Source organism: Pseudanabaena sp. SR411 (genome assembly GCF_002251945.1).
Lineage (GTDB): Bacteria > Cyanobacteriota > Cyanobacteriia > Pseudanabaenales > Pseudanabaenaceae > Pseudanabaena.
On sequence record NZ_NDHW01000115.1, the window covers coordinates 28,578 to 53,277 of the forward strand.

Sequence of the window (24,700 nt, forward strand, 5' to 3'; positions counted from 1 at the left end):
TATTTTTTCTAAACTTCGTATAAAAAATATTAAAAAAAATATCTTTCAAACCCTTTAATAAACAGACTCAAAAAGTCTTAGGGGGCTTTACAACAGAACATACCAATAACGAAAACAAGAAAAAATTTCGATTGCAATCTGTCTATATCGTCAACCAGCCATCTTAGCTATGTACCGAGCTAATAACTGGTCGTTGTGTCTGCTCTGACATCACGATAACGAGGCATATTGCTTTGTATGGAAAATTGGTGGGGTTTCGTTAAAAGAATTAGTTATTTCTTAGACTGGCGTTTATTAGACTATCTAAAAGGTGCTTACACCATTTGCTTACAGCATTCAGCCTGTAAGTAAAACAGCGTACTTGATGGTTCAAGTTTATGATTATGGTTGGTAAGCTCGATTACTTAACCAGCAGCTAGATGCGTTTTAGCTAGCAGCCAGCTTAAGCCTATCGTAGTATTATAGCGCAGCGTTGAGCGTTACAATTTCTTAATAGTGTTTTAATATTGATAGTTATGTTAGGGGTTCGGCTGCGCTGTACCTCCAACTTTAAAAATCAAGAAAACGAGGGTTAAGATTCTGAGTACGCGAGTAGTTATCGTCCGTCACGGCGAAAGTAATTTCAATATCCTAAGCAAAATTCAAGGACGAGGTAATTATGATCGCCCAGAATTGCAGTCTGTCTTGACGGACAAGGGAAAACAGCAGGCTAAGCTCGCAGGAAAAGCGCTATCAAATCTCAATATTGATGTTGCCTATGCGAGTCCTTTAGTTCGCGCTCAACATACTGCGAAACTTATTTTGGCTGAAAATTTTAATCCTCCAGAACTAGGGACAACTGAGGGTTTACTCGAAATTGATCTCAGTGAATGGGAATCGATGATCGCTCGTGATGTTAAAGAGCAGTTTCCTGAAAAATATCATCTCTGGCAAAATGAGCCAGAAAAATTTCAATTAGGCGATCGCTACCCCATCCTTGACTTATTTGCACAAGCCAAAGCTTTATGGGCTGAGATTTTAGTCGCACATCAAGATCAAACAATTTTGCTGGTGGGGCATAGTGGCATTAATCGCGCTCTAATTTGTTCGGCGATCGGTATTCCTGTGAGTCTTTATCACAATATTCAACAAGTTAACTGCGCCATAAGTGTCCTCAATTTCCAAGGTGCAAGTATCACCGACGGTGTTCAGCTTGAATCCCTCAACCTCGCTAGCCATCTTGCCGATATTTCAGGTTCACCATTGCCCCCTGTCAAGAAAAATCACAATGGACAGCGTCTATTACTAGTCCGTCATGGTGAAACCGAGTGGAATCGTCAAAAACGTTTTCAAGGACAAATCGATGTCCCACTTAATAATAATGGTCATGCCCAAGCGCGACGGGCAAGTGAATTTTTAGCAAAGGTTAAAATCGATAAAGCCTTTAGCAGCCCAATGTTGCGCCCTAAAGATACGGCTCTAGAAATTTTAAGCAAGCACCCCAACATTAAGCTGGAGTTATTTGATGAACTCAAAGAAATTTCCCATGGTCTCTGGGAAGGCAAATTTGAACATGAAATCGAAGCTGAGTTTCCCGGAGAACTAGCTCTGTGGCAAGCTCAACCTGAAACCGTGCAAATGCCTGAAGGTGAGAATTTACAGCAGGTTTGGGATCGTGTGGCAATTATTTGGCAAAAGATTGTCGAGTCTGTTCCCGCAGGTGAAACAGCTCTCGTTGTCGCCCATGATGCGGTAAATAAAGCGATTCTTTGTTTATTATTTGGGTTTACACCCGAACAGTTTTGGGTATTTAAGCAAGGTAATGGTGGTGTAAGTGTGATTGATTATCCTCAAGGCGCACAGGGCAGTCCAATCTTGCAATCTGGAAATATTACTACGCACTTATCTGAAGGCGTTCTCGATCGCACTGCCGCAGGCGCTTTGTAATTTGAAGTAAATGGTGCTGAAGCACCATTTACTTCAAACCTTAAGAGAGACGCATTTTCTGCTAATTTGGTGTAAAGGATTTGTCTTAGTATCTTGTTTTAGTATTCGGAGTTTAAATAAAGTGACTATTCTATTCCAACTTTTATTGGCAGCTTTTGTATTGTTTTCCTTCGTTTTGGTGATTGGTGTACCTGTTGCTTACGCATCCCCTAGCTCTTGGAACCAAACAAAGCCTCTGTTATTTCTTGGCTCTTTGATTTGGTTAGCATTTGTAATTGTCATCGGCATTTTGAATGCTTTTGTAGCTTAGACATAGCTAATAAAGCCCCCAAAAAGTTTTACAACGCCTTGCTAAGCAAGGCGTTGTAAAACTTTTACTTTGCTTAATTTTGATTAATATTTGAAAATTGCTACAAATTAAAATTCTATGACCGTTTTTGAAGGTAGCTTTACCAATACAGATAGTTTGCGCTTTGCGATCGTGGTAGCTCGATTTAATGACCTGATCGTCGGTAAGCTTCTCCAAGGATGTCAAGATTCACTATTGAGACATGGTGTTGATGTTTCAGAGACTGGTAGCCAAGTTGATTATGCATGGGTTCCAGGAAGTCTCGAAATATCAATGGTGGCAAAAGAATTAGCAGATTCAGGTCGTTATGACGCAATTATTTGCCTAGGTGCTGTCATTCGTGGTGACACTCCCCATTTTGATTACGTGGCTAATGAGGTTTCTAAGGGAGTCGCTGCAACTTCTTTTCAGACTGGTGTACCAATTATTTTTGGGGTCTTGACCACTGACACGATGCAGCAGGCTTTAGAACGCGCTGGCATCAAGGGAAATAAAGGCTGGGAGTTTGGTATGGCGGCGATCGAGATGGCTAACCTCATGCGCCAAATTCGCTCTAAATCTGCTTAAATAAGCGATCTCTGCTCGCTTATTTAAACTATAAATCCTGCACTTTGTCCTTGAGATGCTTGCCAACTGCGGGCATCGTAATATAAATCTTCTAAACAAATACTATACAAAGCATCCTTAAGCTTGCGGTCAAGTCTTTGCCATAGGGCAAATGTTACCCAATCAGAGGCGAGTTTTTCCTGTGGCTTGAGTCTGGGCAAAGGATAGGTATCTTCGCCAACCGCTGATAAAATTTCGCCAAGAGAGATGTCTTTGGGCAATCGCTTTAACCTATAGCCTCCCTGTACGCCACGAATTGACTCCACCAAATCTGCTTGACGAAGAGCAATCAAAATTTTTTCTAAATATGGGGCAGGGATGGACTGGCGATCGCTAATTTCGCGGACTGAGGCAGGCTTGCGTTTTGCCCAAACCACCAGATCGAGCATCGCCTTCACACTGTAATGACCTTTTCTGGTTAGTTTCATCGGCTTGATTGTCAAAACATCCAGCTTTGCTGGATGTTTTGACTTTTTAAGTTTGCAAGAAATTGTGAATAGCTGAGGACAAATCGATAGGGGCAGGTAACATTTCGCCTCCGCGCCAATCAAGTATTTGTACCAAAATCAAATAGCCCACACCCAAAACTACGGCGACAACGCCTGTCAAAACTGATATCCACTGCGATCGCTGCATAAGTAAAACCAAATAAATTTAAGTAAAAAAATTAGGTGAAAAATCTAAGGAAACCTACTAATTAGCAAAAACACCCAAACTAACTGCTATTATCCCTCTTGAAATATCTTTAAATATCGATACTTAGAAGTACTTTGCGATGATTTTATTCATTTGGCAAAGTGCTATATATCAAGTAAAGCTCTATTTTGATAGGAACAAACTTTTATAATTCTCCGTCCTAAAACTTGAACATAAAAACACAGACATTTAGTCATGTGCAGATTCAAGTCCAGTAGGAGCGAGTAATTGATGAGTTATAGCCTATCTTGGTCAACCAGCATCGGAGGGTACAAGCCCTCCAACTCCGTGTCCGTTGATAAGCTCCCCATCGTTGAACTGGTACAACTGTGCCAAACCGAAGCGCAAACCAGTAGGTCTGCGTTTGCAGAACTTATGCGACGTAATCAATCCTATGTCGATCAAGTTCTATACAAACTCGCTCCTGACTGGCAAGATCGTGCTGACCTTGCTCAGGAAGTATGGTTGCGTGTTTACCGAAATATCAAGCGCTTACAAGAGCCTGAAAAGTTTCGTGGTTGGCTGAGTCGGATTGCCACTAATTTGTTCTATGACGAATTGCGTAAGCGCAAACGAGTTGGCAACTCAGTTTCCCTCGATGCACCATTTATGTCTGGTGATGGTGATGAGATGAATTGGGACTTACCTAGCGCCGCCCCTAGCCCGATCGAAAACATGTCTACGCAGGAGTTTTATGAACAACTTCGCAAAGCCATTCAAGATTTGCCTTCTAGTTTCCGTGAAACCATCGTTTTGAGGGAAATTCAAGGTTTATCTTACGAAGAGATTTCGGAGCTAACAGGTGTATCGCTTGGTACAGTAAAATCACGTATAGCTAGAGCAAGATTGAAGCTACAAGCGCAATTACAACCCTATTTGTCAAATATGTAACGAGGGGTGTATTTAAGTTATGAGTGCTAACCAAATTTTTAATAGTTCTATGATTATTCCAGAGGAGCGCTTTGAGTTACTCAGTGCGTATATAGATGGCGAAGTAACTGAAGCTGAAGAGCAACTTGTCGAACAATGGTTGTCCGATGATGTTGATTTCCGTCGCCTCTATCAACAACAACTAAAGCTACGTCAATCCTTAATTGATTTGCCAGTACCTGTGGCAGCCCACTCATCTGTTAAAACAGAAACAGATGTGATGATTAATCGTGTCTTTGCCGAGATTGATAAGCGATCGCAGCGTCGTAAATGGAAATTAGCAGGTATTGGGATATCTGTGGCGGCTGTGGTTGGGGTATTCGGCTCGATGTTTACCTTTAACTCTAGTCCTCAATTTAGCCCAGTCACAAATAACATCAAGGTTCCTACCCAAGTAAAAGAAGAACCCATCTTAATTGCTATGGAAGAGCCGCTTGTGCCTTTGCCAAAATCGATGAGTTCTAAATAATTACCTAAAGTGAGAGTACGCCCTGACGGGTGCGCTCTCACAATTTATTTGAATTGGTCATTTAAATCGGCTCTGGTGGGTGATGCATTATTCTTTAAAATAATGTCTAATTTATACATCTGTTATATATCTGTAGTCGGTTGTATTAGGGCAAATCAAAACCCAAGAAGCGAGTAGTGGCGCTTCGCGCCGCCACTCGTCTTCTGGTTTCATGTCCTAACAAGACGGGCGACAGCTATAGGTGACGGTTTTCCGTCTGGTGGCAAAGATTAACATGACAAAAAATCTTTAGTAGAATTTAGATATTATTGGTCGCGGAAATAGCTATGAGAGACTCAAACAAAAAATCTCGTTACAAGCAACCTTTGATTTATGCTTCGATGCTCCTTTTAGGTGTAATTTTGGGAGCTTGGGCGGTTGTATCTGGAGTGCGATCGCCAAATACAACAGTAGTTACGCCCGTAACTCAAGTTGCATCAATATCACCAGCGATCGCACAAGAGAGTGACAGGGTTAAATCGATTACCGTCCCCCGCAATTATGTGGTGGAAGCCGTTAATCGCACTGGACCCGCAGTAGTCAGAATCAATGCTTCTCGTACTGTGGCAAGCAATCAACAAATTCCTCAGGAATTTCTCGAAGATCCTATGTTTCGCCAATTTTTTGGTGATCAACTACGCCGTATGCCCAAAGAACGAGTTGAGCGGGGTACTGGCTCTGGTTTTATCATCAATAAAGAGGGGGACATTATCACCAATGCCCACGTTGTTAGTGGCGCAGATAAGGTCACTGTAATTCTCAAAGATGGTCGCCAGATTGAAGGGAAGGTATTGGGTAGTGATGAACTAACTGATATTGCTGTCGTGCAGGTTAAACCAGACAATCTACCTACCGTGAGCATCGGCAGTTCTGCAAATTTACAACCAGGGGACTGGGCGATTGCGATCGGTAATCCACTTGGACTAGACAATACAGTTACCGCTGGCATCATCAGTGCGATCGGTCGTAATAGTGGACAAATCGGTGTTGATAAGCGGGTTAGCTTCATTCAAACCGATGCGGCGATTAATCCTGGTAACTCAGGTGGTCCTTTGCTTAATCAAAATGGCGAAGTTATTGGGGTCAACACCGCAATCATTCAAGGTGCGCAGGGTTTAGGTTTTGCAATTCCGATTGAAACGGCTCAGCGCATTGCTAAGCAACTAATTGCGAATGGTAAAGTCAGCCGTGCTTATCTTGGTATTCAAATGGTAACGGTTGATCCAAATGTCAAAAAGCAGGTCAATCAAGACACTGAGTTTGGTATCCAAATCTCTGAAGATAAGGGCGTATTGATTACCAGAGTCGTTGATGACTCTCCTGCGGCAAAAGCAGGCGCTAAGCGTGGTGATGTGATTGTCAAATTTAATGACAAGGAAATTTTGAGTGCTGATCAAGTTACCCAATTGGTAGAAGATCGCGCTGTCGGTGACAAAATCCGTATGGAAGTTAAGCGAGCTGGTCAAACAGTTGCTTTAAATGTAGAAACTGCACAGTTTCCACAAAAATTCCCTAATTAGGATTATCGAAACAAAAGATAAAAAGCGGCGCGCTGCGCCGCTTTTTATCTTTTGGCATAATGCAAGTAGACTTTAGCTATATGCAGACAACCCTATGGGTAATTTTATTGGTTGGCTTGGCGGTTTACTATTGATATTTCTGGCAGGATTTGGACTGACTCAATGGTTAAATTTGCCATTTGGTAATTTTATTGATTGGGTAATTGGCGCAAGCATTTTTGTGTGGTTGATTATCATCGTCACTGTGCCTTGGAATGTTTATTTTCAGTCCAAGGCAGTACTCAACCAAGCAACAATTTCTAAGGAAAAAGGTATTAATGTCGATGATAACCAATTACCTTATGTCAAATCGCTTGCCCAAAAATCCCTAGGATTAGCACTGGGATTACATGTGATTTCAGCGATCGCGCTCTATGTTTCAGCCTCGAGTGGCGTTGGCACTATTGGGTATGTGGGGGCGATCGCTGCACTTTTATTGACGATATTACGTCCTGCTATTAGCGCCTATGAGTATATATCCCAACGATTGCGGTCGATTTCCCAGCAAATTGATTATCCTCGCGAAGATGTGATGGAGTTACGACAAAGGTTTGCCAATTTGGAAGAATCAGTACGACAAATTAACGAGCAACTCAGCAGCGAAAATCCCTATTCATGGGTTGCCAAATATGCACAGTTTTCTGAGGAAACACGCAAAGATTTATCGCGATTAGGGGCAAATCTTGAAGATTTACGTGCTACCAATGATCGAGATCATGAGCGCTTAGTTCGAGAATCTCGCCAAGCGATCGCCCAACTCAGTACCGATAGTCAATTTTTAGAGCATGTTCGCGAAATTATTCGCTTTTTTAAGAGCGCATAAAACCCAAAATTGTTATAGCACTTTGCGCTTAAATCCAAACCAAGAACTTTTTTAAAAGTGTTGCTTTACAACACTTTTAAAAAAGTTCTTGGTTTGCGTTTGATTAGTAATTTGGGGTTTTGTAAAACAAGTAGCTGTTACGCAAAGAGTCGTATCTACTTGCTTCAGCCAAATAGCTCAGTATTGCTGCTTGCAAGTTTGCTGTGGGTAGGTTAGTTTTAATAAATGTCATAATTGTTAATTATCTGAATATTCTGACTATTGCGCTCTTCGTAATTAGCTATCGCCCCTCTTACTATGACTAACAGATCCATCATTCCCCAAGATGCAACCGTAGTTGAAGGCAGTCAATTCGAGCACTCCTTTGTGGTTAAAGACCCCGAAGGAATAAAAGGAGTCTTGCTAGATGCTCGATTCTATAGTCTTGGGAGATCTCCTGAAAATGATATTGTGGTGCATTCTCAGTTGGTATCTCGTCAACACGCAACTTTAACGGGCATATTGATCGATCCACCTTTGTTTCAATTATTTCGGCTGAGTGATGGGAATCCCGAAAAAGGGCGAAGTACGAATGGTATACAAATCAACGGTGAGCGTCGAGATCATTGGGTACTGATGCATGGCGACGAAATTGTGTTGAGCAGCGATAGTATGGCTTACTATCGAATTGATCCAGTCCCCCCCTATGCTAATGGCAACATAGATGTTTTTGTAGATAGCTTAAAAAAGTTAGCTAAACTTTATCTTAAATCAGGAAGTTATACAGATGCTGCTGAAGGTACACTCCAACAAATTTTAGTGGTAACGCAAAAGTCTTATGGAGAGATGCATCCTAGTGTTGCAAATTGCTTGATTGATCTGGCGGTATTTAATTATTCAAAAAATGATTTTGTTAAAGCAGAACCATTATTTTTGCAGGCGATCGCTATTCGTAAGCAAGCATTAGGTGAAGAGCATCCTGACGTAGCATCAGCAATGTTAGATCTAGCCGCAATTTATAATGCCCAAGCCTTTTACCAGAAAGCAGAATCCTTGTTTTTACAAGCCTTAGAAATCAAAAAAAAGGTGTTAGGTACAGATCATCCAGAAGTTGCGGCTAGTTTAGTAGATTTAGCAGCAATGTACTACCCTCAAAAGCGTTATCAAGAAGTCAAAAATCTTTATGAACAGGCGATCAAAATTTATAAGCGATCGCTTGATGATAAACATCCCAATATTTTATCAGTTCAGAAAAAACTAGCCAGTATTAAAAAGAAATTACGCCCCAAATGGCTGTCCTTAAATGTGCTAGTTCCTGTATCTTTAATCGTGCTTTCTGGGGTTATTGCCTATACATTCTTTGCCGCCGAAAGAGATATTGCCTGTGTTAAAAAGCTTCCTGACGGTAGTGTTCAATCAGTATCTAGTGATGAATGTCGGCAAATTAGTAAATAGTATTAGTAAATAGTTTGAAGAGCCATTCCCCCACCAATTAGCCAAATTAGAAAACAGATACTCGTTAGTTTGAGAGCCTGTGAAATCTTAGGTGCAGAGATCGCCGCTATGGCATCTCCCAATAAAGGCTTTTGTTTGACAAGTCCACGATAGCGATTTTCGCCACCTAGCTGCACTTGCAAGATCGCGGCATAGACACATTCGCTCCAACCTGAATTGGGGCTAGGGTCTTTCTTAGCATCACGTTGGCAGATTTGCCAAACATAAATCGGTTTCCCTGAGAGTAAAGCTAAAGTGATCACTGTTAATCGACAAGGTAACCAAGTAAGCACATCATCGGTTTTAGCGCTGAACCAGCCAAGATCGTTATAGGGTGCTTCGCGATATCCCACCATTGAGTCGAGGGTGCTAGATGCTTTGTAGGCGATCGCAAGGGCAACACCGCCATAATCAAACAGTACCGAACCAATCAAGGCATAAAACAACGGCGAAGTAACAGCATCGATCGCATTTTCGGTGACAGTTTCTAACACAGCCCGTAAAATTTCTAATTCTGTCAAATCTTCCGTGTCACGCCCCACATAACGACTTAACTCTTGACGAGCGTTTTCAATATTTCCAGTTTGCAAAACCGCTAACACCGACTCGGCGGCATCACGAAGACTGCGACCTGCAAAACAGGCGGCGAGTAAGATGCTAGAAACTGTGATCGCCAAAAGAGGATGGACTTGCGCTGATGCGATCGCGATTGACCAGCCGACAATTCCACTTCCTAAGATTATGCTTACCCCTAAAATTACGCCTAACATTTTCATGATTAGTGGCGTGAAGCGAGGAATGCGGGTATTCGTGACAGGATCTTTGATCAGCACCAAATTAGTAAACTGCGAGATAATCCAGCCTATCACCTGCACAGGATGTAACCAATTGACGGGATCGCCAATTAGGCGATCGAGACTAGCTGCCAAGACTAAAATTAGCAAATTTACATTTATTCCATTTAGATGTAAATCTAAGAATGGGCTTAAAGCGATCATCATTAGTTCGAGAATAGAAGTTGCTCAATTCAAAAAACAATTATTGTTGAGATAGATTTTGCTCACCTCAACAATAATGAGTTCTATTTAATTTGTGATTCTTAGCATCCGTGATTCAATCTCTTGCCAAGTTTTTCGAGAAATAGCGATCGCCTCGTTTTTACATTGCACCATTAACAAATTTGCATAGAGATAGTTCTCTAGGTTTGTGATTTCTTGATATGAAAGCTGATTGGAATCCAATGGAAGATATAGAGTTTGCAACCAAGTGCGACTAATCTGATTGCGAAACTGTAATCGCACATCAAAGGGTTGATCATAGCTAGGGGCTTGCGTATACAACTCATTCAAGTTTTCGCTCAAAGCTCTAAAGTTAATTTGGCTTGGGTCATAGTCAACCTTAAGTAAAGACTGTTCTAAGTTAGAACAAAGTTGCATCGCCAAATCAAGTTCTGTGGAACTATCAAAATCTAGAGCTTGAGCAAGACTCAGAGAGAGTTCTGCCTCAAAAATCTTGTCAAAATTTAGGGGTGAATCAAACATCCCATAGAGGTTACGTGCCAAAAACAACATTCTTGTCAAACTTAGAGCAGGTGCAAGCTCCGTCAAAAAACGTGGACGAGCAAGAAACAATGTCGCAATTCGTTTGGATATGTTCTTTAAGTCACCTGAAGAGTTAACAGCTACTTTCTCTAACCAAATTAGCAGATTAGTTAGTTTCGATGCATCAATATATTGAGCAGCCTGAAACTCTATATCGATTAATAGTTCCTCTACATTACCGCTCATCATTCCTGCTAGGAAAAGGAAAACATTTTGCCAATGGCGATCGTGAAGATGATTAACAACTGAATTTTTGGTTTGATTATGTTTGTGTATATATATAGCGACAAAATATTCTTGAAAATTAATATGGGTAAAGCTAAAACTAGCTCCACTTTCAGAATTAATAATTTTACAAATTCCAATTTTCTTCAAAATCTTGAACACAAAATCAGTGGATAGTTCTTGAAGATCTTGAAAATAGTTAGTAAGCATGTCTTCTATATAAACTGTCACAACCTCTAAAGGTAATGTTAGCTTGCAGATTTCAAAGCCTCTGTAGGCAATTTTAGCCAGTATTAGTTCCAAAACAACAACGCTAAGACTGCTGCAATCCTCGATATTATCTAGCTGTTGATTAAATAACTGCTCTTCAATTAGTAACTGAATACTTTTTTGATAAAGTCCACTAACATTACTGGGTAAACTATAACGGCGATCGCACAGTAGGCAGAGCAGGGATAAACTCAACGGTGATTTTGCTAATTCCCTAGCGATCATATTGACCTGCAAAATCTCCCAACACCTTTGAGCCATTGCCGAGGCATTGTTATTAGCTTCATCGTGAGAAGACTCATTCTTAAAAGCTTGATTGAGAGCAAACCACCTATGAATATATTCCTGCACATGCAGATCCCCCCAAGGCTGAAGTTCAACTTCTAGAAATTGACCAAAACTATTTTCATAGGAATCTAAACGACTAGAAACAATATAGCGATTACGTGGATAGGCGTTTACAAATTCTTTGATCAGATGGGAAAGTTGATTATGAGATAGAGCGGACTCATTCAGTCCATCAATCAAAATTATTAACTTGCCCTGTTCTAACATCCATAGCGCTAGTTTGCGTGGAATGGGAAACCCACATTTCTCAAACTCTTCTGCGATCGCCTGTAATAAAGTATCGGTATCACGATAGAATTTATGGGGCTGTAAAAACACAGGTACAACATCGTGCTTGTAACGACCCTTAGGATAGCGTAAAGCTTCAGATCCAATATGTTTTAGATAAGTGGTTTTACCAGAAGCAGGTAGCCCCAATACCATGAGATATTCTTCTTCATTGGCAATATTCAAACCCAACAAATTATGACCTTTACAGGATGCACTTCTCTGGAGATCGCGAGTAAATGCCTCCTCCAGATCATCCACTGATTCAAAACTACGAATGGAAGTATGGGCTTGAAGTTTTTGAGCAATATAAATTGAAGCGAAAGAAGTGGATCTTTGAGTGCCAATTACTTGAATAGCGGTATAAGATTCTACATAATTTTTGATATAACGAAGCACAGCCTTGGAAATCGCATGATTAAAATATACTTGGTCGATTTCATTCCTACGCTCATTTTTATTGTTAATAAATTCTGACAATAATGTTTCAAATCTATTAACAACTTCACGAATGCTTTGCTCTTGTTTTGTATCTACAGCCATTCTAAAATGCGCTCAAGTAACGCCCAAACAATATAATTGTATATTAAACAGATCCTCATTTCCTATCCAACAATATACCAGTTCACAAAAACATAACGACACTTTTACGAATTGAAAACTATACATAGTAAGATTTTCCAAAACATAAAGTGGCTACAAATGGCTACGCCATTTTTGGTATAAATTTTATTATTACCTTATGTTGCATTTATTTTATAAGTAACCATATTAGAGTGATAATTAGTTTCGGGAAGGGGAAATGACAAACCTTAATTTAGGTGAAGTCTACGGGCAAGTTAAGCATCATAATTAATCCTCATGATTCTGCGAACCTTAAAAAAGGTTTTCGCGCTTGTTTTGATTAACAATAATTTAAGGTTTAGATAATATCTCTCCTAAAAGTTTCTCAGTTAACTATCCTAAAGAGTGAATCATCTATGGTACTCGATCCTCAAGTGTTCATGACAACGATGGAGAAACGTATAGCTTTCTCAGATTCTGACAAAGCTATACTCAAAGCAAATGCTGCATGGGGAAGCTCGATCGCACTGCAAATGGCAGAAGTCTTTTATGCCTACCTTGCTCGCGATCCCGAAATGAATGAAATCCTTAATGCTAAGGAAGGAAGAATGCACCGCTTAAATGAAACCTTCATTGAGTGGTTTGGGGAAATGTTTACAGGTATGGATAATTGGGGAAGCGCCTATGCTGCGCGTCGTTGGCGGATTGGATTAGTGCATGTGCAGATCGGGATCGGACCACAGCATGTTGTTCCTGCGATGGCAACTGTTGTTAATGAAGTTGGCAAACAACTTAAGTCGTCAGGGCTTAGTGATGACTTGCGGGAGTCATTGGGTAGAATCTGCATGATCGATCTTGCTTTCATTGAACAAGCTTATGTTGAAGTTTCTTCACAGGCTGTTCTCAGGGAAACTGGCTGGACTGAAGGGTTGTTTAAGCGTATGATCTCTACGGGGGCAGCAGGCATGAAATAGGAATGCCATTTAAAAAAATATTGAGGTTATTATGCGTACTGAACTTGGTGAATTTAGTAGTATTGTTTGTTTTAAAGCGGTAGTGACTGGGACTGAAGAAGCCCTAGGCGAAAAGGCCGCCGCGATCGCGCTGATCTCCGCAGGTCGCAATCGCGGCAAGCAACTTGCCGAACAGCTTGGAGTTAAAGGGAAAAATGTTGCTCATGACGAACTTGTTCTCCTTCTTCAAAAAGCTTTGGGTAAAGATGGGACTAGGCTTTGCATTGTAGACAATATTGAGGAAACCGATGCATCAATCAAAGTCTTCTGTCGAGAAACAATTTGCTCTGCTGGTGAAACCGAAGGTTCCCCTCGTAAACTGACTTTTACACTGGGAGCAATTCAAGGTGTGCTGGAGCAGCTTGAGGGAAAACGTCTGCGTGGTAAGCAAACAGAATCTGTTTTGCGTGGCGGTTCCCATGATGTGATCGAGTATGAGGTTATCGGTTAGCTGCATACTCTTTTCACTAAGTCTACAAAATTAAATCTACAAATAATTCAAAATTCAAAACAAGGAGAAAGATAATGGGTATTAACGTTGCGAAGCTGGAAAGTATTTTACAAAATCTCGTAACCAGCACCAGTGATGTCCAAGGAGCAGCCCTAGTATCGCCCGATGGTTTGCCTCTAGCTTCTACTTTACCAAGTGGAATGGACGAAGAGAGAGTATCAGCGATGTCAGCCGCAATGCTATCTCTTGGTGAGCGCATTGGTAATGAGCTAGCTAGAGGTGGGATTGATCGCCTATTCGTTGAAGGCGACAAAGGTTATGGCATCTTGACCAGTTGCGGCGAAGAAGCAGTACTGTTGGTATTAGCAAGCAAGGCTGCAAAGCAAGGTTTGTTGATGCTGGAGATCAAGCGAGTGACTGGTGATCTGAAGGCGGCTCTTGTCTAGTTAAATTTTCTAGTTGAATTTTCACGGATGCTATGCGTCCGTGAAAATTGTGTCAGAATTAGGTAGCTATAGGCAAAGAATAAAAAAATTTATGGAAATTATGCGTTTGGTTGTAGCTGGCACTGTTGGGGCGGGGAAGTCAACTTTTATTCGGACAGTTAGTGAAATCGATGTTGTTGATACCGATCGCAGCGCCACAGATGAAACAGCAGAAATAAAACATAAAACTACGGTCGCGATGGACTTTGGTAGATTGACCTTTGGTCCTGAGATGGCTTTACATATTTATGGAACTCCCGGACAACAGAGATTTGACTTTATGTGGGATATTTTGATTCGCAAAGCCCATGCATTCATTCTCCTAGTCGCCGCCCATCGTCCCCATGAGTTTCGTTATGCAAGGCGTATTCTGAGTTATATGAATCGACGGGTGCAGATTCCTTACATCATTGGGATTACCCACATGGACTGTGAGGGTGCATGGTCAAGTGAAAATATCAAGCTTGCCTTGGGTTTTGTCGATGAGAAAAATCAACCCCCAGTCATCATTTTGAATGCAGATGAGCGCGATACAGTTATTCAGGCGATCGTTGCTTTGGTGCAATACTATATGCAAAGGACTGCTGCTTGATCTGAGTTATTTATTCTAGCTACATAACAGCCAAAAACAAGTTAATCCAAATCTTCATAGACTATAGCTCTAAGCATTTACTCTCTAATTTACAGTTATGGCAATTACAGGCTCTTTATCTGAGTTTTCCCTCCCAGAGATATTTCAGTTTTTGGATCAAGGACAAAAAACTGGCATCTTAACGATTAGAGATCCCCAAAATGTACAGACGGGAAAACCTTTTTTACGGCATATTTGGCTCCAAAATGGAAGAGTTGTCGCGGCAGGCGATCGCTTAGATAATCGTGGACTAGTGCGATTGATTGAACAAAGAGGTTGGCTGAATGACACCCAAAGAGTAGAACTAGAACGCTTGATCAAAGAGGATGCGCTTCTAGGACTCAATCTAAAATCATTGGGTATATTGCAGCCAGATCAACTCAAACTATTATTTAGTGTTCAAGTACTTCGACAAGTTTGTGCTCTCTTTCAGGTGGAGACAGGTTTATTTCGCTTTGATGCCAATGCAAATTTGCCTAAAGCGGAAATGACAGGCTTAAGTTTACCTGCTACGGAAACGACACTAATGGGATTACGCAGTCTCAAGGATTGGAATATTCTCGAAAGTAAGTTACCTGAAGCAAATTCGACTTTATTCAATATTATTTCTGGTCAATCTCCATTACGTTTGGATAATAATGAGACGCAAGTATGGTCACTGGCGGATGGTTACACAAGCATCAAAAAAATGGCAGAACAACTTAGTTTACCGATCGCTAAGGCTCAACAAATAGCATTTCGATTGATTGTAGTGGGACTGGTAGAGGAAGTTCCTGATATTGATATGGAAATGTCTAGTAAATCTAATAATACGGATAATACTATTGCGATCGCTGGGGATACTAATGGACAGGTCAGCAATGCTCCAGAGCGACCACCAATTAGTAATACTTTTTTACAAAGTTTAGTTGGTTTTTTGCAGCATAAAGCTTAAATAGATAAGCAAGGGTGCGCCTCGCAGGGGCGCACCCTTGCTTATAACTGATTGCCCTCACCCCTAGCGCCTCTCCCAAAGGGCGAGGGGAACAAGAATTTTCTGGGTTTTGCTCCCCCTCTCCCAGAGAGGAGAGGGGGGTGGGGGGTGAGGGCAATCTTCATTCCATGTAACATCAGTAATAAAAAAGAATTACCTTAGCTTGATATTTATGAAAGCCATCTCTGTTTTAGGAACTTCATCTAATGCTGGAAAAAGCTGGATGGTCACAGCTTTAGGAGCATGGCTGCGGCGCAATGGGGTGAAAGTCGCTCCATTTAAAGCCCAAAACATGTCGAACAATTCCTATGTCACCTTGGAGGGTGGAGAGATAGGAAGGGCGCAAGCTGTCCAAGCGATCGCCTGTGGGATGCGTCCAATCGTAGAAATGAATCCAATTCTGTTAAAGCCATCAGGAAATGGAACTTCACAACTAGTTCTATTAGGTGAAGCGCGTCAACATATTGCGGCAATTGATTATTACCAGCATATCGAAACCCTCTGGGAGACTGTGCGGGACACCCTCGAATATTGGCGCGATCGCTGTGATGTTTTGCTCCTAGAAGGTGCGGGCAGTCCCGTAGAACTCAATCTCATGCATCGCGATCTTGTGAATTTACGCCCAATCATCCATTTACAAGGGCGTTGGATTCTTGTTGGTGACATTGAGAAGGGTGGTGTATTTGCTCAGATAATTGGCACAAATCAGCTTCTACCCGAAACTGCAAAGGATTTAGGATTAGGCTTTATTGTCAACAAATTTCGTGGTGATTTAAGATTGTTTAGTGATGCCGAAAAGTACTTCCATAAGCACATACCAAATCTTCCCTATTTAGGAGTTCTTCCCTATGCTTCAGATTTGCAACCTGAGAGCGAAGATAGTCTATGTAGCGAAGCCGAAGCTAAAGGGCAAGGTGCAAAGATTGCATGGATTAGATTTCCCCATTTGTCCAATTCCCAAGATAGTCAGCCTTGGCAATTAGATTTAGGAATAGAAACTGTTTGGGTGAAAACTATTGCTGATTTAGACAATGCGAAGATAATTATTCTCCCAGGTAGCAAAAACACCCTTAGCGATCTGCAATGGTTACGAACTACAGGACTAGCAGATGCAATTCTCACAGCCCATCGTTGCGGTGTAACTATTGTAGGGATTTGCGGTGGTTATCAGATGTTAGGGAAATATCTATGCGATCGCGCAGGTGTGGCTGGTTCGTCAGGGGAAGTAGAAGGTTTGGGACTATTACCAATTAGTACCGAATTTATGGCAACTAAACAGGTGCGTCAGGTACAAGCGATTTGGCAAAGGTCGCAATCTATCGATAAATGGATGACCTATGAGATTCATATGGGCGTTACCAAATTAATTGATAGAAGTGAATCTTCGCAAATCCAGCCTTTGTTGCAAGTGCAAGGCGATCGCGAGTTTCGTAATGAAGGAATGCAATGCGATCGGGTCTGGGGTAGTTATTTACATGGTTTATTTGAATCAGCAAATGTCCGCAAAGCTTTAACTCAACTGGCTAATATTTCTGAACATCAATCTTCATCTCAGTCTTGGCAAGAACATCAGCAAAATCTTTATAACCATATGGCAGATTTAATCGAAACACATCTAGATATGACTCCAATTCGTCGCTATCTAGATATCTAGATTGTATGCCCAAAGATGAGGTGCTGAGCTTCTCGCCATACCTCATCTTTGGGCTTTTGATTGGCGACAGCCATACTTCAACATGGATAACTTAAATTTTTTCTGGCAAGCTAGATTTCATTAAATTGTTAGAAAATCGATGAATTTTATGGATTCTAAGATTTGCGTTAACTTGGAGTTAGCGGATTCCTCTCTAGAGGCTGAGGATTTACAAGCGGCGGCTCGTAATTTGCTGAAACAGATTAGGGCGGTTGATGGGGTTGAAGAAGCGGATCTCGTTGCGGTAACTGATGTTCCTGACGGTGCGATGGCTTTGGGTGGATTTCTATTTGTATTGGTTTTCGTAGAGGCTAAGTCTTTTGACAAAGGCGATGAGGGCATCGAGGATATATAGGTAATGGGTTCGTTTGGACATATGTTTAAGCTTCCATAGCCTGTGTAGGGTCTTTTGTAGGGAGGGTGTAAACCCAGCACTATGTCTTCTTTGGGAATACCGAATTCTAGTAACTCTTGTCCCACGTCAATATCAGTTGTATAGCAACGTAAGAGATAGCTAGGACAAATCAAAACCCAAAAGATGAGTGGCAGCGCGAAGCGCTGCCACTCATCTTTTGGGTTTTATGTCCTAAGCAAAACTTACATTGCTATATTTTGCTGTAGCCAGATCTTCCCATCTTTGATGCCAAAATGCAGAACAGTATGATAGACACGCTTCAAGCCTTTCCAGCCAATACGCATTAACTGATAACGATCGCGCACGGTGTCAAAAATCAACTCACTCTGTACATCGTCTTGAGTTTTAAAATGGCTATGCTTTTCCAGAAGATTTTGAATGTATAGACGGTAATTTTCTAGTTTATCCATTTGATTATCTCCTCAGGGATGGGTTCATAGACAATCAGCTTTAATTGATCCCGATCAAATGTAAAGCAATTGATTTGCAATTTCATCGGCTGTCAAGGTGTCAAGAAGCATGGCAACCCTTTCAGCAATTTCATAGGGATTTCTCCGTTTTGCGATGATGATTCCTGCATGTGTCTGGTTATTCAAGACATAACTCGTATGTAGTTTCTCAAAATCGAGTCGGTTGTGGGTTAGCATACAACGCCCCATTGATGCTGCAAATGCTAGTTGTTGGGGATCGAGTTCGCCTAAAGTTTTTTGCTGTCTTGCTGTGGTTGCGTCCAATCCTCTAGCGATGAGTAGGGTAGCAACTAGAATATCCACATCTTCATCGATGTAAATTTGAGCAAAAATAGTCATCTTTGATTTAATCTTGCTTTGATAAGTGGATGCACTAGCTCATCGGGGACGTGATTGCGTTCGATGTATTCGTTGATTTCTGCTTGGTTGTCTAGGTAAAAGCTAAGGGCATCAAAGATTTGTGCGAGATTGAGATGTGGTAAGTGTAATGGAATCTCTTCTGGTCTAACTCCTAAGCGCCAGTTTTCAACGATCGCTCTAACGGGTGTTCTGGTTCCATCGATAATTGGTTCGCCTGAGAGGATTTCAGGGTTACGGGTGACATGGCGGGAGATGGTTGCGGTTTTCATGATGATTTACTATTTGAATTGAACTGTCATGAATATTCTTGAAAGTCTTCTAGGGGTTCATCAAAGTCATCGGGTAATGGCAAAACGAATGTACCTTTTAATATACCTACTCGACGTTTTTTAATGGGAGATGGGGCTTGATGATCGGCATAAAGTAGCTCGTCAACTCGTTCGGATAGGTTGTTCATGCCACTGTCGCCCATGCCTATACATTCAGGGCGTTGATCTTGTTCTACTTCCTGACGCAAGGCGAGATAGTGTTGATAGTCGTTTGCCCATTCGATAAATTCAATTTCATCTGATATTTTTCCTTGGCGATATTGATGGAAAAATTCTTCGGATTCGAGTTTGTGTTGATTTTCGTAGATGCTAAGTCTTTTGGCAACGGCGATGAGGGCATCGAGTGGGGATAGATAGGTAATGGTTCGTTTAGGCATAATTATTTAAGTGATTTGTTATTGAATGATTGAAACTTTACTTCTTAGGTTTGGCTTCAAGTCCTGCTTTGAAGGCGGTAAGGAAGACTTCAACAAAATCATTTTTGGCAATTTTTTTGATGGCTTCAAATGCACCTGCTTTAAATGCAGCAACTAGGCGATCTTTAAGGGTTGGTTTGTTTTCTATCTCTTCCATTGCGGCGGCGGTGATGATTTCTTTGCCTGCTTCGCTGGTGGGATCGGAGATTTGGGGGACGATTCCTTGCAGGATTTCAACGAGTTCGTTGGCTAGTTGTTGGGTGTTGGGGTCGTCTGTGCCGTAGTAGTTGTTTTGTGTGCCGATGTTGTCGCCTGTGACGGTTTGATCGCCTGCGATGACTTGTCCTACGGGGGCGTTGAAGTTAAAGGTCATATTTTTCTTATTGGGTAATGTTTGGTGGTTGGTTAGGATTCAGGTGCTGTCTTTGGGTTGTTTTGTGTGGCAATATTATCACCATGCACTGTTAGGTTTCCAGCAACTACTTGGTCTACTTTGTCGTTGAAGATGTAGGTGTTGCCTGTGGTGGGGTTGGGGTTATCTTCGGGGGGTAAGGGTGTTTGGGCTATGTCGTAGTTGTAGTATTTGCATCGGGCTTGGATGGCGGTGATGACTGAGAGGGCTGCTTGGCTGGATTCTGTGGGGATGAGGGTGAAGAGATGGGGGAGTTGTTGGGTGAGGGTGGATAAGTTGCGATCGGATTGAGCATTCTTACTTAACACTTTTGCTGCTAACCTTCGCACATCTGCATCTGCATTTTGAAGAGCAGCGATGAGTGGTTCAACTGCTTTATTACTGCCAATCTTGATTAATGCATCCGCTACTGTCTTTCGCACACCTGCATCTGCATCTTTAAGAGCAGCGATGAGTGGCTCAACTGGCTGATTACTACCAATATTACCTAATGACTCTGCTGCTGTCTTTCGCACACCTACATCTGCATTTTGAAGAGCAGCAATGAGTGGTTCAACTGGCTTATTACTACCAATATTGCCTAATGACTCTACTGCTGTCTTTTGCACATCAGCATCTTTAAGATCAATATTAATTAATGCCACTGTTGCTATCATTTTCACATCTACATCTACATTTGCATCTTTAAGAATAGTGATGAGTACTTCAACTACTTTATCACTGCCAATATTGCCTAATATCTCTCCTGCTATCCTTTTTACATCTACATCTACATCTACATCTATTTTAAGAATAGTGATGAGTGCTTCAACTACTTTATCACTGCCAATATTGCCTAATGACTCTGCTGCCATCCTTTGCAGGTATTTATCTGCACCTTTAAGAGCAGTGATTAATGGTTCAACAGCCTTATCACTGCCAATATTGCCTAATACTGCTACTGCTGTCATTCGCACATCTTCATCTGCATTTTTAAGAGCAGCGATGAGTAGTTCAACTGCTTTATCACTGCCAATCTTAATTAATGCCTTTCCTGCTATCCTTCTTACATCTCCGTCTCTATTTGTAAGAGCAGTGATTAGTGGTTCAACAGCCTTATCACTGCCAATATTGCCTAATGACTCTGCTGCCATCCTTTGCAGATACTTATCTACACCTTTAAGAGCAGTGATTAGTGGTTCAACAGCCTTATCACTGCCAATATTGCCTAATATCTCTCCTGCTATCCTTTTCACATCTGTATCTTTAAGAGCAGCGACAAGTAGTTCAACTACCTTATTACTACCAATATTGCCTAATACCTCTGCTGCTGTCCTTCGCACATAATAATCTGCATCTTTAAGAGCAGCGATAAGTATTTCAACTACAAAGTCTGATTGTGTTTCCCCTAAAAGTTCGTTCGCATATAGCTGAGGAATTTTCCGTTCTTCTATTTCCCGAATCAACAACCCAACCGTCTTCTCCTGAAACCCATACTTCACCGCCCCAGCCAACCTCGCCCCCAACCGCAAATCCACCTCTAGCGCTAGTCTTACCACCCGCACCGCCTGCTCCTCACTCTCCACCAACTCCAACATCAACGCCAAAGGTTCCGTCCATTTCAAATAATTGAGATAGTCATGCTGTAACCGCGCATCACTCAAACTCGGCAACAGCTCCAACAACCACTCCGCCGCATAATATTCCTGAATCAACTGATGCCGAAACTCAATGCGGTCATTGCTAATCTGAATCAAATGATGCTTCAGCAAATCCTCCAACCACCGCACCGCACAATCATCCGCATATTTCACCTTCCCCCGCAAAAACTCCACCAAAATCTGCTCCGCCTCCCGCCGCGAAATCGCCACCTGCAATTCCGTTAGATTTTCGCCGCAAGTCATCTTAAAAGCTAGATACTGCAACAACCGCCCCCACCATGCCCGCGAATCCTTCGATAGCGTCACATCCTGCTTAATCCTGCCCCCATAGCCCACCGTAAAAGCACGAAACACCATACCCAAATTCGGTGGAATCTGCTCAGACTGCTGAAACAACGAACAAAGCATCCATAACAACAAAGGCGTTTGCCCAAACTCCCGCAACCGTCCCGACAACTGCTGCAACAACTTCTCCCCCTGCGTCGGCAAATACGCCATCACAAACTGCTGCATCTGCGGCTCCGTCAAAGGCTGCATCTCTAACCGCTTCGCAATCCCCAAATCCCCACCCGCACTCAACTCCCGCGTCGTAAAGATCATCGGACAAGTTTTCTGATAAAGCTCCCTAAATTGATTTACCATGACGCGACCGCGATCCGATGGCAACTCATTCACCCCATCCACCAACAGCAACAACCGCCCCTGACGCAATAGCTGCTTAATCCCCGCCTCATCGATATCCAAAGCAGGATCATGTTTGTGAATAAAGGCAAGAATGCGATCGCATACAGACGACTCATTCGCCTCCGAGGGCAAATACCGCAACTCCACCAACACAGGAATTTTCGCGTTGCGATCGCTTAGCGCATTTTCCGCCTCCTGCAACAACAACCGAGCCAAAGCCGTAGACTTCCCCGACCCTGGTCTACCCACTAGCAACACATGATCCGCCGCATACTTACAGATCCCCTCCAGAACAGGCAACCGCTCAATTTTTTCCTTTTCCGCTTCCTCTTTTTCCTTTTGCCTTTCTACTTTTTCCTTGTCTACCGTCTGTACCATTAAGCCAAAATCAAAAAAAGCAGGTGAAATCTGCTCACGCTCCACCCCTTGCGATTCCTGACCCGTCGCATCCGTTAGCGTATACAAGCGCCACCATTGTTGATAAGCACTCACCACTGACCTTAAATAAGCATCAAAACTAATCTCTACACCCATGCCGTAAATCTTTTCCTAGACTGTGGTTGCGAAATATTGACTATAAATATATCAGGGAAATTTAGAAAACCGCTATAATTCAAGGCGATCGCTAGTGTCACTTAAGCATAAATAATCTAGGTATTGGCAACATGACAAGGGTAAATAGCGCTGAACAATTGCTAGAGCATTACAACCAAGGTGAACGAAACTTTGAAGGCTCCAATCTAGATGGCGCTAACTTAAGTGGATTGGTTTTAAAAGAGATTAACTTGAGTAGAGCTAACCTAAGAAAAGCCGACCTTACAGGTACAGATTTAAACAAAGCAATTTTATTTCAAGCAGACCTATCAACCGCAATATTGAATCGGGTTGAACTAAGTCAAGCAAACTTAACAGGTGCAAATCTCAGTCGTTCATTAATAACTGGAGGAATTCTCAAAAAGGCGATCTTACTAAAAGCTTCTCTAAATGGAGCAATTCTAATCGGTGCAAATTTGACACAGGCAAGACTTCGGCAAGCTGACTTAAGCGACGCAAATCTAAGTAGTGCGGACTTGTCAGAAGCAGTAATTACAGAAGCCAAGTTTACACAAGCAAAATATAGTGTCAGCACAAATTTTCCTATTGGCTTTGATCCCGTTATTGCAGGTATGCAAATTCAGGAAACTGACGGGCGATCGCATTCCTAAACTGACGCATCATAATCCCTCAAGCTTCTTAAGCAGCACAGGTTAAGAACCCCAACTTTTTCTAAGCAAGCAAAGTCAATTTGTAAATTCACCAAAAAAGTCGAGGATCTGGACATTGATAATTTTCTTTTGCTTACATGCTTAAGACAAAAGGCGATCGCACGTTACTTTACTTTTTAGGGGTAGAATCTAAGGGATTTTCTTGTACATTTACCTAAAAATTTTTGCTTATGTACGACTGCATTGTTGTGGGAGCAGGTCCATCTGGTGGTTCAGCATCCTATCATTTGGCAAAACGAGGACGATCGGTTTTGCTACTCGAAAAAGAGAGCCTGCCTCGCTACAAGCCTTGTGGTGGTGGCGTTTCGCCGATGGTACAAGAGTGGTTTGACTTTGACTTTTCGCCAGCAGTTTCTCTGACAGTCCAACAAATTCGCTACACATGGCAAATGGGCGATCCTGAACTCGTCGCCCTCGAAACCAAAGAACCTGTCTGGATGGTGCGCCGTGATGTTTTTGATCATTACCTTGTGCAGCAAGCCCAAAAACTAGGCGTAGAACTTCGTGATAATACTGGCGTTACGGGTATTGAGTGGAAAAGCGATCGCTGGTTAGTCAAAACCGAAAATGATGTATTTGAAGCCAAATATGTGATCGCCGCTGATGGGGCAAAAGGCTCCATGGCAAAATGGTTAGGATTTAAAGAGCGCAAGCGTCGTATGGGAGCAGCTCTCGAAGTTGAAGCACCACACCCTGCACCAGATGTTAGTGCCGCTCACTTTGATTTTGGCTCTGTTCAAAATGGATATATTTGGAACTTCCCAAAAGCTGACGGTTATTCCATCGGAGCAGGAACATTTATCGGTGGCGAAAAGCAAAATCTCAAGGAGATTGCCGCGAAATATGCTCAGGAATTTGGAATTAACGTCACTTCCATGAAGCAATTCGGACATCCCATTTGCCTATGGGATGGTCACCAACCACTGCATACGCAAAATGCGCTACTCACAGGTGAATCGGCTTGTATCGTTGACCCATTCACGGCTGAGGGCATCCGTCCTTCACTCTTAACTGGCATGTTTGCAGGTCAAGCGATCGATGAAGCGATCGGTGGTAACACTGATGCGCTCAAGCAATATACCCTCAGAGTCCAAGAAGAATGGGGTGAAGACATGGTATGGGCGCAACGTATTGCCAATATTTTCTATCGCATTCCTAGCTTTGGCTACAAGATGGGAGTGAAGCGTCCTAGTGCCAGTCAGCGCATGGGCAAGATTCTCTGTGGTGAGATGCGATATCGGGATGTGGCAGGAGCCGCCATTAAGCGCCTGACTAAGGGACTAATGGGCATGAAGTAAAAGAAGAGGTGGCAGTGCCA

25 protein-coding genes and 3 pseudogenes are annotated in these 24,700 nt (G+C 42.2%); 17 read left to right on the forward strand and 11 right to left on the reverse strand.

Annotated elements, in window-relative coordinates; translation table 11 throughout:
• Nucleotides 1–579: 579 nt before the first annotated feature.
• The 3 genes from B9G53_RS11910 to ribH all read left to right on the forward strand — a co-directional run bounded on the left by B9G53_RS11910 (nt 580) and on the right by ribH (nt 2,842).
• Nucleotides 580–1,926, forward strand: coding sequence for a histidine phosphatase family protein (locus B9G53_RS11910; RefSeq protein WP_094532476.1), 1,347 nt, complete (start codon nt 580–582; stop codon nt 1,924–1,926).
• 121 nt (nt 1,927–2,047) lie between these two features.
• A complete protein-coding gene (gene psbZ / locus B9G53_RS11915) occupies nt 2,048–2,236 on the forward strand; it encodes a photosystem II reaction center protein PsbZ (protein WP_072143510.1) in 189 nt (62 codons plus the stop codon).
• 117 nt (nt 2,237–2,353) lie between these two features.
• Nucleotides 2,354–2,842: a 6,7-dimethyl-8-ribityllumazine synthase gene (gene ribH, locus B9G53_RS11920; RefSeq protein ID WP_094532479.1), complete on the forward strand. Its 489-nt coding sequence runs from the start codon at nt 2,354–2,356 to the stop codon at nt 2,840–2,842.
• Between the two features lie 23 nt (nt 2,843–2,865).
• On the opposite strand, the gene B9G53_RS11925 is transcribed toward ribH, so the two are convergent.
• Both B9G53_RS11925 and B9G53_RS27360 read right to left on the reverse strand, forming a co-directional pair.
• Nucleotides 2,866–3,309 carry an Rrf2 family transcriptional regulator gene (locus B9G53_RS11925; RefSeq protein WP_094532482.1) on the reverse strand — a complete coding sequence of 148 codons (444 nt, stop codon included), beginning with the start codon at nt 3,307–3,309 and terminating at the stop codon, nt 2,866–2,868.
• 46 nt (nt 3,310–3,355) lie between these two features.
• Nucleotides 3,356–3,517 carry a hypothetical protein gene (locus B9G53_RS27360; RefSeq protein ID WP_176453192.1) on the reverse strand — a complete coding sequence of 54 codons (162 nt, stop codon included), beginning with the start codon at nt 3,515–3,517 and terminating at the stop codon, nt 3,356–3,358.
• A 291-nt stretch (nt 3,518–3,808) separates the two neighbouring features.
• On the opposite strand from B9G53_RS27360, the gene B9G53_RS11930 reads away from it, so the two are divergent.
• The 5 genes from B9G53_RS11930 (at nt 3,809) to B9G53_RS11950 (ending at nt 8,831) form a co-directional block, all read left to right on the forward strand.
• Nucleotides 3,809–4,468: a sigma-70 family RNA polymerase sigma factor gene (locus B9G53_RS11930; protein WP_094532485.1), complete on the forward strand. Its 660-nt coding sequence runs from the start codon at nt 3,809–3,811 to the stop codon at nt 4,466–4,468.
• A gap of 19 nt (nt 4,469–4,487) precedes the next feature.
• On the forward strand, nt 4,488–4,976 hold the full coding sequence (locus tag B9G53_RS11935; RefSeq protein ID WP_094532488.1) for an anti-sigma factor: 489 nt from the start codon (nt 4,488–4,490) through the stop codon (nt 4,974–4,976).
• Nucleotides 4,977–5,302: 326 nt separating this feature from the next.
• Nucleotides 5,303–6,535 (forward strand): HhoA/HhoB/HtrA family serine endopeptidase, encoded by a 1,233-nt coding sequence (locus tag B9G53_RS11940; RefSeq protein WP_094532491.1) that lies wholly within the window; start codon nt 5,303–5,305, stop codon nt 6,533–6,535.
• A 94-nt stretch (nt 6,536–6,629) separates the two neighbouring features.
• Nucleotides 6,630–7,397: a hypothetical protein gene (locus tag B9G53_RS11945; protein WP_094532494.1), complete on the forward strand. Its 768-nt coding sequence runs from the start codon at nt 6,630–6,632 to the stop codon at nt 7,395–7,397.
• A gap of 297 nt (nt 7,398–7,694) precedes the next feature.
• Nucleotides 7,695–8,831, forward strand: a complete 1,137-nt coding sequence (locus tag B9G53_RS11950; RefSeq protein ID WP_094532497.1) for a tetratricopeptide repeat protein — start codon at nt 7,695–7,697, stop codon at nt 8,829–8,831.
• 2 nt (nt 8,832–8,833) lie between these two features.
• Here the strand turns inward: B9G53_RS11950 and cbiB are convergent, their stop codons facing one another.
• Both cbiB and B9G53_RS11960 read right to left on the reverse strand, forming a co-directional pair.
• Nucleotides 8,834–9,868 (reverse strand): adenosylcobinamide-phosphate synthase CbiB, encoded by a 1,035-nt coding sequence (cbiB, locus tag B9G53_RS11955; protein WP_217901565.1) that lies wholly within the window; start codon nt 9,866–9,868, stop codon nt 8,834–8,836.
• An 87-nt stretch (nt 9,869–9,955) separates the two neighbouring features.
• The gene (locus tag B9G53_RS11960) at nt 9,956–12,124 is read right to left on the reverse strand and encodes an NACHT domain-containing NTPase (protein ID WP_094532503.1); all 2,169 of its coding nucleotides are present in this window, start codon (nt 12,122–12,124) and stop codon (nt 9,956–9,958) included.
• 437 nt (nt 12,125–12,561) lie between these two features.
• Here B9G53_RS11960 and B9G53_RS11965 point away from each other — a divergent pair, with 437 nt between their 5' ends.
• The 7 genes from B9G53_RS11965 (at nt 12,562) to B9G53_RS11995 (ending at nt 17,746) form a co-directional block, all read left to right on the forward strand.
• Nucleotides 12,562–13,119: a protoglobin domain-containing protein gene (locus B9G53_RS11965; RefSeq protein ID WP_094532506.1), complete on the forward strand. Its 558-nt coding sequence runs from the start codon at nt 12,562–12,564 to the stop codon at nt 13,117–13,119.
• Nucleotides 13,120–13,150: 31 nt separating this feature from the next.
• Entirely contained in the window at nt 13,151–13,609 is a 459-nt protein-coding gene (locus B9G53_RS11970; RefSeq protein ID WP_094532509.1) for a hypothetical protein, read from the forward strand.
• A gap of 74 nt (nt 13,610–13,683) precedes the next feature.
• Nucleotides 13,684–14,055: a roadblock/LC7 domain-containing protein gene (locus B9G53_RS11975; protein ID WP_094532512.1), complete on the forward strand. Its 372-nt coding sequence runs from the start codon at nt 13,684–13,686 to the stop codon at nt 14,053–14,055.
• 91 nt (nt 14,056–14,146) lie between these two features.
• Nucleotides 14,147–14,686: an ATP/GTP-binding protein gene (locus tag B9G53_RS11980; protein ID WP_094532515.1), complete on the forward strand. Its 540-nt coding sequence runs from the start codon at nt 14,147–14,149 to the stop codon at nt 14,684–14,686.
• Between the two features lie 97 nt (nt 14,687–14,783).
• Nucleotides 14,784–15,659, forward strand: a complete 876-nt coding sequence (locus B9G53_RS11985) for a DUF4388 domain-containing protein (protein ID WP_094532518.1) — start codon at nt 14,784–14,786, stop codon at nt 15,657–15,659.
• A gap of 211 nt (nt 15,660–15,870) precedes the next feature.
• On the forward strand, nt 15,871–17,352 hold the full coding sequence (locus B9G53_RS11990) for a cobyric acid synthase (protein ID WP_094532521.1): 1,482 nt from the start codon (nt 15,871–15,873) through the stop codon (nt 17,350–17,352).
• A 148-nt stretch (nt 17,353–17,500) separates the two neighbouring features.
• The gene (locus tag B9G53_RS11995; RefSeq protein WP_176453189.1) at nt 17,501–17,746 is read left to right on the forward strand and encodes a hypothetical protein; all 246 of its coding nucleotides are present in this window, start codon (nt 17,501–17,503) and stop codon (nt 17,744–17,746) included.
• Nucleotides 17,747–17,778: 32 nt separating this feature from the next.
• Here B9G53_RS11995 and B9G53_RS28490 read toward each other — a convergent pair.
• From B9G53_RS28490 to B9G53_RS12035, 7 genes and pseudogenes are all read right to left on the reverse strand, one after another.
• A pseudogene (locus tag B9G53_RS28490) lies at nt 17,779–18,216 on the reverse strand (XisI protein); the annotation flags it as partial.
• A gap of 54 nt (nt 18,217–18,270) precedes the next feature.
• A complete protein-coding gene (locus B9G53_RS12010; RefSeq protein ID WP_094532524.1) occupies nt 18,271–18,615 on the reverse strand; it encodes a DUF5615 family PIN-like protein in 345 nt (114 codons plus the stop codon).
• The gene (locus tag B9G53_RS12015; RefSeq protein ID WP_055075740.1) at nt 18,612–18,905 is read right to left on the reverse strand and encodes a DUF433 domain-containing protein; all 294 of its coding nucleotides are present in this window, start codon (nt 18,903–18,905) and stop codon (nt 18,612–18,614) included. Before B9G53_RS12015 ends, B9G53_RS12010 begins: the two co-directional genes overlap by 4 nt.
• 26 nt (nt 18,906–18,931) lie before the next feature.
• Nucleotides 18,932–19,045: pseudogene (locus B9G53_RS29030) on the reverse strand (DUF2281 domain-containing protein); the annotation flags it as partial.
• A gap of 87 nt (nt 19,046–19,132) precedes the next feature.
• Nucleotides 19,133–19,342: pseudogene (gene tumA / locus B9G53_RS29035) on the reverse strand (antitoxin TumA); the annotation flags it as partial.
• Between the two features lie 37 nt (nt 19,343–19,379).
• Entirely contained in the window at nt 19,380–19,754 is a 375-nt protein-coding gene (locus B9G53_RS12030) for a hypothetical protein (RefSeq protein ID WP_094532527.1), read from the reverse strand.
• Between the two features lie 32 nt (nt 19,755–19,786).
• The gene (locus B9G53_RS12035; protein WP_094532530.1) at nt 19,787–22,651 is read right to left on the reverse strand and encodes a HEAT repeat domain-containing protein; all 2,865 of its coding nucleotides are present in this window, start codon (nt 22,649–22,651) and stop codon (nt 19,787–19,789) included.
• A 131-nt stretch (nt 22,652–22,782) separates the two neighbouring features.
• On the opposite strand from B9G53_RS12035, the gene B9G53_RS12040 reads away from it, so the two are divergent.
• Nucleotides 22,783–23,322, forward strand: a complete 540-nt coding sequence (locus tag B9G53_RS12040; protein ID WP_094532533.1) for a pentapeptide repeat-containing protein — start codon at nt 22,783–22,785, stop codon at nt 23,320–23,322.
• Between the two features lie 230 nt (nt 23,323–23,552).
• Nucleotides 23,553–24,680, forward strand: coding sequence for a geranylgeranyl reductase family protein (locus B9G53_RS12045; RefSeq protein WP_094532537.1), 1,128 nt, complete (start codon nt 23,553–23,555; stop codon nt 24,678–24,680).
• Nucleotides 24,681–24,700 lie beyond the last annotated feature (20 nt).

Excerpts from the sequence above, each read along its gene's own strand:
- B9G53_RS11940 (WP_094532491.1), top strand. The coding sequence starts at position 5,303 with ATGAGAGACTCAAACAAAAAATCTCGTTACAAGCAACCTTTGATTTAT.
- B9G53_RS11930 (WP_094532485.1), top strand. The coding sequence starts at position 3,809 with ATGAGTTATAGCCTATCTTGGTCAACCAGCATCGGAGGGTACAAGCCC.
- B9G53_RS11980 (WP_094532515.1), top strand. The coding sequence starts at position 14,147 with ATGGAAATTATGCGTTTGGTTGTAGCTGGCACTGTTGGGGCGGGGAAG.
- B9G53_RS11950 (WP_094532497.1), top strand. The coding sequence starts at position 7,695 with ATGACTAACAGATCCATCATTCCCCAAGATGCAACCGTAGTTGAAGGC.
- B9G53_RS11990 (WP_094532521.1), top strand. The coding sequence starts at position 15,871 with ATGAAAGCCATCTCTGTTTTAGGAACTTCATCTAATGCTGGAAAAAGC.
- B9G53_RS12010 (WP_094532524.1), bottom strand. The coding sequence starts at position 18,615 with ATGACTATTTTTGCTCAAATTTACATCGATGAAGATGTGGATATTCTA.
- B9G53_RS12030 (WP_094532527.1), bottom strand. The coding sequence starts at position 19,754 with ATGACCTTTAACTTCAACGCCCCCGTAGGACAAGTCATCGCAGGCGAT.
- ribH (WP_094532479.1), top strand. The coding sequence starts at position 2,354 with ATGACCGTTTTTGAAGGTAGCTTTACCAATACAGATAGTTTGCGCTTT.
- B9G53_RS12015 (WP_055075740.1), bottom strand. The coding sequence starts at position 18,905 with ATGAAAACCGCAACCATCTCCCGCCATGTCACCCGTAACCCTGAAATC.
- B9G53_RS12045 (WP_094532537.1), top strand. The coding sequence starts at position 23,553 with ATGTACGACTGCATTGTTGTGGGAGCAGGTCCATCTGGTGGTTCAGCA.
- B9G53_RS11970 (WP_094532509.1), top strand. The coding sequence starts at position 13,151 with ATGCGTACTGAACTTGGTGAATTTAGTAGTATTGTTTGTTTTAAAGCG.
- B9G53_RS11960 (WP_094532503.1), bottom strand. The coding sequence starts at position 12,124 with ATGGCTGTAGATACAAAACAAGAGCAAAGCATTCGTGAAGTTGTTAAT.
- B9G53_RS11935 (WP_094532488.1), top strand. The coding sequence starts at position 4,488 with ATGAGTGCTAACCAAATTTTTAATAGTTCTATGATTATTCCAGAGGAG.
- B9G53_RS11995 (WP_176453189.1), top strand. The coding sequence starts at position 17,501 with ATGGATTCTAAGATTTGCGTTAACTTGGAGTTAGCGGATTCCTCTCTA.
- cbiB (WP_217901565.1), bottom strand. The coding sequence starts at position 9,868 with ATGATCGCTTTAAGCCCATTCTTAGATTTACATCTAAATGGAATAAAT.
- B9G53_RS11945 (WP_094532494.1), top strand. The coding sequence starts at position 6,630 with ATGGGTAATTTTATTGGTTGGCTTGGCGGTTTACTATTGATATTTCTG.
- B9G53_RS11965 (WP_094532506.1), top strand. The coding sequence starts at position 12,562 with ATGGTACTCGATCCTCAAGTGTTCATGACAACGATGGAGAAACGTATA.
- B9G53_RS11975 (WP_094532512.1), top strand. The coding sequence starts at position 13,684 with ATGGGTATTAACGTTGCGAAGCTGGAAAGTATTTTACAAAATCTCGTA.
- B9G53_RS11985 (WP_094532518.1), top strand. The coding sequence starts at position 14,784 with ATGGCAATTACAGGCTCTTTATCTGAGTTTTCCCTCCCAGAGATATTT.
- B9G53_RS12040 (WP_094532533.1), top strand. The coding sequence starts at position 22,783 with ATGACAAGGGTAAATAGCGCTGAACAATTGCTAGAGCATTACAACCAA.
- B9G53_RS12035 (WP_094532530.1), bottom strand. The coding sequence starts at position 22,651 with ATGGGTGTAGAGATTAGTTTTGATGCTTATTTAAGGTCAGTGGTGAGT.
- B9G53_RS27360 (WP_176453192.1), bottom strand. The coding sequence starts at position 3,517 with ATGCAGCGATCGCAGTGGATATCAGTTTTGACAGGCGTTGTCGCCGTA.
- B9G53_RS11925 (WP_094532482.1), bottom strand. The coding sequence starts at position 3,309 with ATGAAACTAACCAGAAAAGGTCATTACAGTGTGAAGGCGATGCTCGAT.